Here is a 12,351-nt window from a genome sequence, read left to right on the forward strand (position 1 = left end):
TTAAAAAATAAAAAGTCTCCCCTACTGGGGGAGATTTAGAGGGGGCTGGAGGCTTAATGCACCACAATCACCTTCTTTGCATAAGCCTTGCTGCCCAGCGTGGCCCTTAATATATACACACCGGGCTGCACGCCTGTTACATTCATTACCGTGCTGAAATTGCCCTGCGGGATGCTTTGCTTTTCGGAAATTATGGTTTGCCCAACTGAGTTTATAAGTGACAAGTCAAGATCTGTAGCAGCATTTGCTTTAAAAACCACATACAGGTTGGTGCTTGCCGGTACCGGGAAAACGGTTAAACCAATATCGGTAGATTTATCAACGTTGGATGCCGTGCGGGCATAGGCAAATACATCCGATATTACCGCGCAACCACTGGCAAGCGTATCAACAACCTGGTAATTCCCGCTTTGCAAGGGATCAAACGTAGCGCCGGTGGCACCTTGTATGGGTTTGCCGTTTAACAGCCACTGGTTGCCTGTTGCAAAACTGGAGTTTAAGGTATTGTTGCTTTGCACAATAACCGGTTTGGTTAAGGTAACCGCTTTACGCGCCGCCGAAGCACAGCCAAGGCTTTGTACCTTCATATCATAAAAATAGTAATAAAAACCTTTGTAGTAATTGGTGTCGGCGGGATTGTCACCGGTGGCATCGTTACCCAGGATGCTGAAGACGTTGCCGATGCTAAAAGGATAACTTGTTACGCCCGCATTATTACGGTATATGGTGGCCGTGTTGTCATAAGCAATAGATATTAGGTAATTGCCGGCTGCCGGTAACTCCAGGTTAAGGTCATATACTTTGCCCTGGTCGGCGGGGTCATCGGCCTGTGCGCCGGGTAAGGGGGTGGTGCGGGTGGCCTGGGCGTTGATAGTTGTGGTAGCCACAACCTGACCGCTGCTGTTGCTTATGTTAAATGTTATTTTGCCCGAACTGCCAATATATAAACGCGCCGACTGTATAACCACCGGAACTTTAGTGTTAACAATCACCGATGGCGTAAACTGGTTGTACCCGCCACCCGTAAAAACGTTTTTTGTTGCCGGCCCAACAGAGCCCTTAAAATCATTTACACCTGCATAAAAGGTATTGTTTACAGGAGTTGCCGTGGTATTTGCAGGGCTGCCTGCGGCAATGGGTATAGCGTCGTTAATATTTTGATACCAAAGGATGGTGCCATCGCCCTGACCTAATAGTTGGTATTGTTTGGTATCGGTACAATAATAGGCGCTTAAATCGCCTATTGCCGATGGGGTGTTGATGACGATGGTTGTGGTAACGGTATCGTTGGTTTTTACCGGATCGCCGGTTAAATTGCTGATGGCCGTTATGGTATATGTGGCGCCGGCCAGGGCATTAAAGTTTTGGGCGAAGGTAAAGTTATCCTGATCGCCGGGGGCAAGGGTGCCCGTGTAAGTACCGGTAAAGGTAGTTACGGTATTATCGGCGGCAGTTATTTTTACGGTTAATGGAATGTTGGTAATAGCCGCGCTGCCAAAGTTTTTAACCGCGATGGTAACCGGTGTACTTGCCGAACATGCCCCGCTTGACCCCGGGTTAATTATCGATAGCACGCCGGCATCAATACTGGTTTGTAAAAACTGCACCCGGTAGTCCTGCGTTTCGCCTTTGGCATAGCTGCCACAGGCTGTAATATTTGTAGCAGTATTGGTTTCGCTAAGTACTACGCGCATCAGGCTGTAAGTTCCGGCTGCAACGTTTGCCGGTATTTTAATGGTTGTATTGTAAGTACCGGTGCCATTTATAATGCCGGTGCTTGCTACAAGTTCGGTATCTTCAAAAATGCCGTTCTCGTTATAGTCAATAAAAACTTTGGCTGCTTTATTGAAGTTACCACCGCAGGTGCCCAATGTAAGGCTAAGCGGGTATGATTTATCCTGCTCAAGCTGAAAGGTTAAATTGGTATAATCAGAATAACTTTTGCAGCCCGCTGCCGGGCTGTTGTTGATATTGGCCAGCTTAACATTGTCTATACGCGAATCGGCATTGCTTAAAGGAGCCGAAGAGCAATATGCCGTGCCGCCTATCCCGGTAACTATAAGCGAGTAAGCCTGGGGGCCGGATGTTAAAGTGCCTTTGTGCGATACGGTGATGGTGTAAGCCTTGCCGGGTATGGTATTGGCAATATATACCTGCTCCACATTATCCCTAATGTTGTTGCCGGTGGTTGCAGCTGCGGATGGATGGTCGGGATCTAAAACCCAGGCATTGTAAGTGGTGGTGCCATCGCTCACTTTTATATCCAGGTCGTTAATTAGTTTTGGTGTTCGGCTGTTAATGGTGCCATCGGGCAAAACTGTTCCCTGCGGATCCGTCCAGGCAATGGTGGCAATCAAGGCGTCGGCGCCAGATGCCAGTACATTAAAGGTTTGGGTTTGGCCCTGGGTAAGCGAGTTTTCCTTTACCATGCTTTTAATGCCATTGTCGGTAATGGCCTGTGCTGCTCTTGGCATATCAAGCAATCCCCAACCATAAATATAATCGGGCCCAACGTTGCCGGCATCAAAAGCGGTATGGCAAACCAGCCCTTTCAGCGTGGCCGACTTCATGAAACTTCCGCTGTTTTTTTGCGAATAATACTCCTGCAATAAATACAATGAGCCGGTGATATTAGGTGCCGCCATCGACGTGCCCGATAAGGTAAGGTACGACGTAGCGTTCTCTATCCCTACCGAAGTTACATTAACCCCATCCCCCATAATGTCTGGTTTTACGCGACCGTCGTCTGTAGGGCCCCAGGCGCTGAAATAGGCAACGCTCACATCGTTCCTGTTGGTAGGACCCGATGGCAGCGGGTTTACAGCGCCAACCGTCAGTGTGTTTTTAGCGTTGCCGGTGGTGCTGATGATATCATAGCCGCTGTTGTCGCTTATTGTTGAGGGACGGGCGCCTTTGTTTACCATAGTTTGATCGGTTCGGCTTCGGTAACCGTAGTAGGTTGTACCTATGGCCGGCCCGTTGCTGGCCCTGCTGTTACCTGCCGATTCTACAATAAGGTAATAGGGGGCCGTGTAGGCTATTTTATCCCATGATTGGGCACGGGTATCGTAAAACCCAAAAGTGTAATCGACGGTATCCCCCGGCAGGCCGTACCATTCCCAGCGACTGGCATCGCTGTTATAATCCCAACCGGCAACATCGCCATAAGAATGGTTTGATAATAACAGGCCTGCTGCCGCGCCGCTCATTTCAGCTACATCGTTATCAAAATCCCATGATAACAGGCTGCTTGCATTAAACGCCATCCCTTTTGCCGGTGCGTAAACACCCTTGGCAATCATAGTGCCGGCCACATGCGTAGTATGGTCAAGCACCGAAGCGCCATCTTTTATGGTGATGGCTTTACCCGCAAATTCCTGGTGCGCGGTATACACCGAACCTCCATCCCAAATGGCCAGCTTACCAACAAGGTTGCTGCCCGATCCCGAAAGATTTAGTCCTAATGAGCCGCCTGGCTGTACCGCGTTAGTGCCCGTTGTAGCTGCGGCCGTTGTATTGTTGTGTGTAGTAAGATATATAGGAAAACCAAGACTGTTAACGCCCTGTAAAAACACGTGGTTGCCGTTGCGCGACCGGCGTGTAACCGGCCAGCCTTTTTGCGCCGCCAATGAAAGGGCCTGTTGCTTATTTACATTGAAAGCGCTCCTCAATTGCGAAGAAAAACTATTTAATTCGGCTTTTTTTGCATCGCTAACAAGGGGTTGCTGGGCAAACGTTTGAACTGCAATACACAGCAAAAAAAAGGAAGTACATATCGCGGCGTATCGCTTATTCATAGGCTTGAAATATAGGTATTTTATGGGGAAAGAATCAAGAGCCCAGAATCAAGAGTTAAGACTTTTAAATAGCTAATAAAAAAGCGCCAAAAAGTTATTTTTCCGGCGCTTTCTTGTTTTTCTACCTGTTTTTCCCGTCTTGATTCTTGACTCTTAATTCTTGGCTCTCTTCCTACGACAAATATTTCCCTACTATCGGCATCCTGCGGCCCATGCCAAACGCTTTGGGTGATACCCGTAATATCGGCGGGGTTTGGTAACGCTTATGCTCGGCGGAGTTGGTGAGCTTGATCACCCGGCGCACGGTTGCTTCATCGTAACCCATTTTAATGATCTCGGCAGATGAGCGGCGGTATTCAATATATTCTTCCAATATCTTATCCAGTATATCGTATTCGGGCAGCGAATCTGTATCCTTTTGATCGGGCCTTAACTCGGCCGATGGTGGTTTTACAATGGAGTTTATCGGGATGATCTCTTTATCTTTATTAATATGGCGGGCCAGGGCAAATACCTGGGTTTTGTATACATCGCCAATAACAGAAATGCCGCCGCACATATCGCCGTATAAAGTTCCGTAGCCAACGGCGGCTTCACTTTTATTACTGGTATTAAGCAATATATAGCCAAACTTGTTACACATGGCCATTAACAACACCGCCCTGGTACGCGATTGGATATTTTCTTCGGCAATGTTAAACGGCAGGTTTTTAAATTGGGGGTGCAGCGATGTTTCTATGGCCTGGGTTATATCTTTTATGGCGATGGTCTCGCTCTTGCAACCCAAATTAGCCACCAGGTCTTCGGCATCTTTCAGCGAATGATCGGTTGAAAAACGGGATGGCAGCAAAACAGCCATTACATTTTGGGCACCCAGGGCCTCGGCTGCCAAAGCGCAAACTACGGCGGAATCGATACCGCCCGACAGGCCCAAAATTGCCTGCTTAAAGCCCGATTTATAAAAATAATCGCGGATGCCTAATATGATCCCCTGGTGAATTTGTTCAATATCACCGGGCCTGTCTGTTTTCATGGTTGACGGATGCTCAAAGCTGATGCTGTTATCCTCATTGAGGGTATAGTAAGCCGTGCTTTCTTCAAAATAAGGCATTTCATCTATCAGTGTTCCTGTATTATCAAATACCAGTGATCCGCCGTCGAAAATCAATTCCGTTTGCGCGCCTATGTTATTGATATATAAAAGAGGCAGCTTGTAACGGCTGGCATTATCGCTTAAAATAGCAATCCGCGTTTCATCATGGTTATAGGCAAATGGCGATGCCGCTATATTGATCATTACATCGGGCTGCTGATGGATCAGGATATCCATAGGGCGGGTGATGTATAAAGGGTTTTCTATCGTGTTCCACAAATCTTCACAAATGGTAAGCGCTATTTTTTTGCCTTTAAACTCAATACAGTTAAAATCCGTTGACGGTTCAAAATAGCGGTATTCGTCAAATACATCATAGTTGGGCAGCAGCGCTTTGTTTACTATCGCCTTTACTTTACCATCCTCAATAAAATAAGCCGAATTATTTAAGTCCTTGCCTTCGGTTTTATTGTTAACTGTAGGCAGGCCGATAATACAGGCGATATCAATACACACTTCGGCTATTTTTTTTGCCGATTCTTCGCACAGGCCAATAAACTCGTCAAATTCCAAAAAGTCGCGCGCCGGATAGCCGCACACGCACAACTCGGCAAAAACCACCAGGTCGGCGCCGTTTTGTTTGGCTTTTAATATGTGGTCAATTATTTTGGCTGTGTTTGATTCGAAGTTACCTATATGATAGTTAAGCTGGGCTAATGCAATTTTCATGGATGGTATAGTAACGTATTAATGCAAATAAAAATTATTTTTGTTCAAAGGATAAATATGATAACTACCCGGTATAAAGCAAAACAAATTTACTTAATTTTTTTTATCGGTATGATATTGTCGGCCTGCCGCGGCAACAAAAAGGTTGATGTAAGTAATATTGACCTTGAGGTGAAGATTGAACGCTTCGACCAGGATTTCGACGCCATGCGCACCCACCCTATGGCACAGCAGGCTATCCACCTGCATAATAAGTATAAGGTGTTTTACCAGGATTTTATTGAGCGTATTTTGCCGGTAGGCAGCATTAAGGATACCGCTTATTTTAAAACCCTGCGCAATGTTTTTGCCAACAAAGCCTATAACGACCTAAGACATGATGTGGAGGCTACTTACCCCAAACTGGATAAGCAGGAAGCCGAACTTACCGATGCCTTTAAGCATATTAAATATTATTACCCCCAAAAAAGGATTCCTAAGGTTTACAGTTATTTTTCGGGCTTCCAGGCGCAAACATCCATAGGCGATGGGTATTTTGCTATCGGGCTCGATTTGTTTTTGGGTGCTAATTCGCGGTTTTACCCTTCCATCACCAGCGCGTTCCCGCATTATTTATCAAGGCATTTTACGCCCGAAAATATCACGCCGCGGGTGGTTGAAGGCGTTGCCCGCGAAGATATGTTCCCCGAAAGTGACGATGATAAATCGTTGTTGACAAAAATGATTTACAATGGTAAGATCATGTATTTTATGGACAAAATTTTGCCCGATGCCGGCGATACCCTGAAAATAAGCTACACCCGCGACCAGCTAAAATGGTGCACCGATTTTGAGCCTAAGATATGGGCTTACTTTTTAGAAGAAAACCTGCTGTACGAAACCGACTATCCCAAAATTCAAAAATACCTTACCGAAGCACCCTTTACGCCCGGCCTTGGCGAACGCAATGAATCGGCCCCAAAACTGGCCGTGTGGACGGGCTGGCAAATTGTACGCGCTTATATGGATAAACATCCCGAAGTTACCCTGCAACAGTTGATGGCCAATAAGGATGCGCAGAAAATATTGAATGAGTCAAAGTACAGGCCTAAGTAGGACGAGCCCCCCAACCCCCTGAAGGGGGAGTTTTTGACTTGCAGGTAAAGAAAGTTTTATAAGAAAAAGAGAAGGCTTGTCAGTCTGAGTGGTAAAATTTCGCAAAATTCTGAAGGGGGGAATGGCATACAATAAGAGAATTGTCATCCTGAACGTAATGAAGGATCTATACGCGAACTTTTCTGTCGGCGATGCATGTCGGTTAACAGATTCTTCACTACGTTCAGAATGACAAAGAGGTTATTTCCAACATGTCATGGGTAGCCTGTCGAAGACTCGCGCGGAGAGGCCTTTGCCCGCAATGCTTCCCTGACTAGTTGAAAAACGGAAGTCATCCTGAACTTGTTTCAGGATCCCACAGGACAGGTAGCCAACGTGTTGTACACCTTGCATGTGGGGTGCTGAAACAAGTTCGGCATGGCATTGGCGGCAAATCGATGTCATAATTTCGCCAATTTTACAACTGGGCATAACAAGCTTTAAAAAATGTATAAAATCAAAAAAGCCCCATCCAAAAAATGAACGAGGCTTCTTTATAATATATTTTCTTCCTCCCCCTTCAGGGGGCCGGGGGGGTTACTTCATAATTGCAAAAACAGCTTTTAAAGCTATCAGAGTACCAATTAACAATGCTGCGTTGGCTATCCATGAGAAATAAGCTGAGTTTTCATCGCCTGCAAAACGGATAAATACACCAAAAATGCCTATGATGATTGCGACAACTAATAGTTTGTAATGTTTCTCTGCGTTAGCGTTTTCCATTGACTCCATGATACCGATATTTTTTGTACCGCAAAAATAGAAATGTTTACCGAAAATGCTACTAAAATTTTATGATTTTATAGTGCCGAAAAATGTCGGGTGTTTTCGCTTATAATACCTATAAAATAGCCACAGACCGATGGCAGCTAAAACAAATACCCAGATATTGGCGAAACCAACGGCCAGATTAATAAAAAGCGACCATCCATAAATTAATGCGCTAACCAGACGTTTAGAAGCAGGCAGCTGATATGCTGATGCATCATTACTTGGCAGTACCTCTTTTAATACCGTTCTGCTTTGGTAAAAACTTAATATTACGGTACTAAACTTTACATCCTGGTCTGTTTTAAGGTTAGCAATTTTTCTGTCGACAATGTCATCTTTAGCCGTGAGTTGTTTTTCCGGGTCAATCTTTTCACCGGTGTTAGCCTCCTGCTTCACCGCATTTTCCCTGTTTTGGCGCTTGAGCTTTGATGATAAGTAGTCAAGAGATTTATCTTCGATGTTCATTTTCCTGTTCTCGACATATAGCCCTATCTGGGCAACCTGGTTCATGAAATCTTCCAGGTGATTTGGAGGAACGTTGACTGTCATATCGGCAACGCTGCTAAACGAAGAAATGTGCATCACAGAATCATTACCGACGCTAAGGTCCTGGCTGCCTTCATTTGTTGTTTGCATTTGGTGATGGATTACCATGCCACCATATTTTGCAGTTAAGGCGGTAACCGTTTCTGTGGCTTTGCCAACATCTTTTACTTTTACACGCATATCGGCTGTTTTAATCAGCTTAGCCGAATCTAATTTCTCGGTTTTTGCACTTACTTCCATAGCCAAACCTGCGGTATCCGCGTTTTCGGCACTTTTTTCTTTGTCGTAGGCTCCGCCTGATCCCTTACAAGCGCCCAGCAGCAATACTCCCGCCGCAAGGGCAGTAAAAATTTTTGTTTTCATGATGTTAATTTGTTTTTTGGTTACTATTGATACCAAAAAGGGTATTTAGGTAACCCTTATGTTTAAGAAAATCAGTAAGTTATGATGATTGGCTGGACGTTGGTTAAAGACTCACCCGCTCATGGGTATTATCTAACCATCATCTGCTCTACACCATTTTCAATACCCTTCGTCACCGTTCCCGAAAGGAATGAAAAACTACTCAGGGTTTTATCGCACCTAAAAAAGCCGGGTGTTTTCTTTTATAATATCTGAATAACATCCACACGCCTATCGCGGCTAAAACAAATACCCAAAGATTGGTAAGCGCCAAAATTAATTCGGTAAACAAAAACCAACCGTAAGCCACCGAATTGAAAAAACGTTTGCCGAAAGATAGCTGATAGGCCGATGGATCATCGTTGGCGATGTTTTCCTGGATGATGGTATTGCTTTCATAAAAGTTAAGGGTAATTACGCTAAACTTAACGGCAGCATCTATTTTAAGATTGTCAATCTGCCCGTCTACCACATCATCCTTTAGTAACAATACATTCAGCGGATTTTTGATGGTTACCTTGCCTTTCTTTTGCTGATCTACGAGTTCTTTACGACTGTTTAGTTTTAGTTTTGCGGATAAATAATCGAGCGATTTATCTTCAATATCCATTTTGCTTAAGGTAACATGCGTACCCATATGTGCCACCTGGTACATAAAATCCTCCAGTTTATCAGAGGGGACTTTTATGGTCATGTCTTCGTTGGTATTAAATGCTGATACCCTGCGTACGGAGTCACCACTGATGCGGTAATCCTGGCTACCCTGTGCCGACGACTCCATTTGGTGGTGCATTACCATGCCGTTATTTTTCACCGTGAGCGCTGTTATTTTCTCGGCCGTTTGCTGTACGTTTTTTACTTTGAAACGCATATCGGCCGATTTTACAAGCTTGGGCTGCACAAATAAGGAGGTATCGGCCATCGTTTCTTTACCTGACTTAGCCGAATCGGCGCTGCTGCTGTTGTTAATAGCTTCGTAATTTCCCGACCTGCCTCCCTTACATGCGCCCAGCAGCAATACTCCCGCCGCAAGGGCAGTAAAAATTTTTGTTTTCATGATGTTAATTTGTTTTTTGGTTACTATTGATACCAAAAAGGGTATTTAGGTAACCCTACGGACGAGATTATCAGGGGATTAAAGTTGTGGGGCTGTAAGGGTAGATTGACTTTAATGTAGTGTTTGTCGAACGCTGGCCACGACTCACCCCGGCTACGCTGCGCTGGCCGACCCTCTCTCCGGCTGGCGCCGCAAAGAGGGTTAACCCCATTTTTATTTTATTATTTTTTCGCCCCTCTATGCGACGCAGTCGGAGAGAGGGCAGACGGGCGTAGCCTCGTTGGGGTGAGTCAACCCGCCGATGTTATGTCCCCGCAAAGTGTTGCCAGCTTTTCACCAATGAACTAATGAACCAGTGAACCAATGAACTAACCGAACCAATGAACTAACCGAACCAATGAACTAACATTCCTCCTTTAAACTATCCACCGGGTTGGCCATAGCCGTTTTAACAGATTGAAAGCTCACGGTTATCATGGCAATTACAACAGCCGTAAGTGCTGTAAGCACAAATACCCACCATTGGATATTTTGCCGGTAAGCATAGCCCTGCAGCCATTTTTGCATGACCAGCCAGGCCAAAGGGGTAGCAATAGCGATGGCAATCAGTACCAGTTTGATGAAATCTTTTGATAACATGGTTACCAAACCGAACACCCCGGCACCTAATATTTTGCGGATGCCTATTTCGCGGTTACGCTGGCTGGCGGCATAAGCTGCAAGGCCAAATAAGCCCAGGCAGGCTATCAAAATGGCAAGGGCGGTAAATACTACAAACAGGCTGCCCATGCGCTGCTCTGTACGGTAAAGGGCGTCAAAATCGGTATCCATAAACGAGTATTCAAATTGCTGGTTGGGGGCAAGCTTTTTCCACTCATGAGCTGCCTGGCTTAAAAAAAGCGGCAGGTTTTTGGTATCCACCTTAACGCAAAGCAACTGCCGCCAATCCTGGTCCATCACCATCACCAGCGGACTGATATTATCCCTTAACGAACTGAAGTTGAAATCTTTTACTACACCAATAACGTGATATGTTCTTGCATTTGCCCCCTGCCCGGTAGTAAGCGTTTTGTTTAAGGCATCATTATTAAAGCCAAGGATATTGGCGGCTGTTTGATTGATGACCATGCCCGATGAGTCGGAACGGAACTGGCTCGAGAATCCGCGGCCTGTTAACATTTGCATCCCCATAGTATGCAGATAATCTTCATCAACCGACCAATATTCGGCCATCAAACCGCTTTTATGTTCGCTGCTGATGCTGTTTGGGAAGTGGGTTGTGTTGGTAGGGTAGTAGGCGCTAAGTGTGGCGTTTACAACGCCAGGTAATTGCTTTACCTGCTGTTTTAGCAGCTGCGGATTGTTTAAGGCGTTTACATTTTTTACCAGTAGTAACTGGTCGCGGTTAAAGCCAAGGTCTTTATTTTGGATATACCTGAGTTGGTTGTAAACTATCATGGTGCCAATGATCAGGAAAATGGAAATCGAAAACTGGAATACTACCAAGAAGCTGCGCAGCATGCCTCCTTTAAACCCGGTTGATATTTTGCCCTTTAAAACATGAGCAGGGTGAAAGGCCGACAGGAAAAAGGCAGGGTACGAGCCGGAAACAATGCCAACAATGATGATGATAGCCGCCAAAGCAGGCAACAGCCAGCTAACCAGTTGCTTGCTTATCGTTATTTGTTTCCCTGCGAGTTGGTTAAATGCAGGTAACAACGCCCATGCCACTAACACCGCTATGATCGTAGCTGCCAGGGTAACCATAAATGATTCGGACAGGAACTGTACGATGAGCGCCCAGCGCGAGGAGCCCAGTACTTTGCGCACCCCAACTTCGCGGGCACGGTTGGCAGCACGGGCGGTTGAAAGATTCATAAAGTTGATACAGGCCAGCACCAATATGAACAATGCAATGGCCGAGAAGATGTATACATACTGAATGTTGCCGTTTGGCCCCAGTTCGCGCTGGCGGTTTGATTGCAGGTGGATGTCTTTTAGCGGCGTTAAATTCAGGCGGATATAATTACCGCCTTTTTCAAATTTATCCATATTCATACTGCCGTTAAGCCATTGGCGTATCATGGCAGGTAGCTTTGCTTCCAGATGTGAAGAGCTTGCACCTGGCTTCAATAAAATGTAGGTGCCGAAACTAAAATGATTAAACGTTTTGTCGCGCGATGATTCCTGCGACAAAATGGACAGGAAGAAGCCGGCCGTAAAATGCGATTGTACGGGTACATCTTTAACAACCCCGGTTATTTTATGCGGGATGCTATCTGTATTAATGGTGAGTGTTTGGCCTACCACGTCGGTTTTGTTAAAGTATTTGATGGCCGACGATTCGGTAAGTACAATGGCGTTAGGATCATTAAGCGCGGTTTTCGGGTCGCCATTAATCATGGGCAGGGTAAATATCGAAAACAGGGATGGGTCGCAATAAATCACTTTATCTTCGGCAATATTCTGGCTGCCTTTTTTAAAGCGGATATTTAATGCAGGCGAAATCCTTACCGCATTTTCTACTTCAGGGAAATTGCTTTTTAAAGCATCGCCCACCGGTGGCGCGGCAATAGCAAATGAGGTTACAACGCCGCCGTATTTTAAATCGGTATTTACCCGGTAAATGCGTTCATATTTTGTGTTGTACCTGTCGTAGCTCAATTCATCAACCACGTACAGCACAATAAGCAGGCAGGTTGCCAGGCCCATCGCCAGCCCTATAATATTGATAAAAGTAAACCCCCTGTTTTTTAAAAGGGAACGGAACGCGGTTTTGATGTAATTCCTGATCATAGCTTTATTGGTTGATAGGGTAAAGC

The 12,351-nt window shown here is 45.4% G+C and carries 7 protein-coding genes; 1 reads left to right on the forward strand and 6 read right to left on the reverse strand.

Annotation, left to right across the window (positions count from 1 at the left end; all coding sequences use genetic code 11):
* Positions 1 to 53: 53 nt before the first annotated feature.
* Together AC1RM2_RS22555 and AC1RM2_RS22560 are read right to left on the reverse strand one after the other, a co-directional pair.
* Positions 54 to 3,797 carry a S8 family serine peptidase gene (locus AC1RM2_RS22555; protein WP_492987413.1) on the reverse strand — a complete coding sequence of 1,248 codons (3,744 nt, stop codon included), beginning with the start codon at positions 3,795 to 3,797 and terminating at the stop codon, positions 54 to 56.
* A 172-nt stretch (positions 3,798 to 3,969) separates the two neighbouring features.
* Positions 3,970 to 5,619, reverse strand: coding sequence for an NAD+ synthase (locus AC1RM2_RS22560; RefSeq protein ID WP_492987414.1), 1,650 nt, complete (start codon positions 5,617 to 5,619; stop codon positions 3,970 to 3,972).
* 57 nt (positions 5,620 to 5,676) lie between these two features.
* Between AC1RM2_RS22560 and gldB the strand changes: the two genes are divergently transcribed.
* Positions 5,677 to 6,714 carry a gliding motility lipoprotein GldB gene (gldB, locus tag AC1RM2_RS22565; protein ID WP_492987415.1) on the forward strand — a complete coding sequence of 346 codons (1,038 nt, stop codon included), beginning with the start codon at positions 5,677 to 5,679 and terminating at the stop codon, positions 6,712 to 6,714.
* A 576-nt stretch (positions 6,715 to 7,290) separates the two neighbouring features.
* Here gldB and AC1RM2_RS22570 read toward each other — a convergent pair.
* The 4 genes from AC1RM2_RS22570 to AC1RM2_RS22585 form a co-directional block, all read right to left on the reverse strand.
* Positions 7,291 to 7,485 (reverse strand): hypothetical protein, encoded by a 195-nt coding sequence (locus tag AC1RM2_RS22570; RefSeq protein ID WP_090651678.1) that lies wholly within the window; start codon positions 7,483 to 7,485, stop codon positions 7,291 to 7,293.
* Between the two features lie 60 nt (positions 7,486 to 7,545).
* Positions 7,546 to 8,433: a DUF4349 domain-containing protein gene (locus AC1RM2_RS22575; RefSeq protein ID WP_492987416.1), complete on the reverse strand. Its 888-nt coding sequence runs from the start codon at positions 8,431 to 8,433 to the stop codon at positions 7,546 to 7,548.
* 202 nt (positions 8,434 to 8,635) lie between these two features.
* Entirely contained in the window at positions 8,636 to 9,529 is an 894-nt protein-coding gene (locus tag AC1RM2_RS22580) for a DUF4349 domain-containing protein (protein ID WP_492987418.1), read from the reverse strand.
* A 402-nt stretch (positions 9,530 to 9,931) separates the two neighbouring features.
* Positions 9,932 to 12,325 carry an ABC transporter permease gene (locus AC1RM2_RS22585; RefSeq protein ID WP_492987419.1) on the reverse strand — a complete coding sequence of 798 codons (2,394 nt, stop codon included), beginning with the start codon at positions 12,323 to 12,325 and terminating at the stop codon, positions 9,932 to 9,934.
* Positions 12,326 to 12,351: the final 26 nt, after the last annotated feature.

This window comes from Mucilaginibacter sp. GW822-FHT03E02 (genome assembly GCF_058801545.1).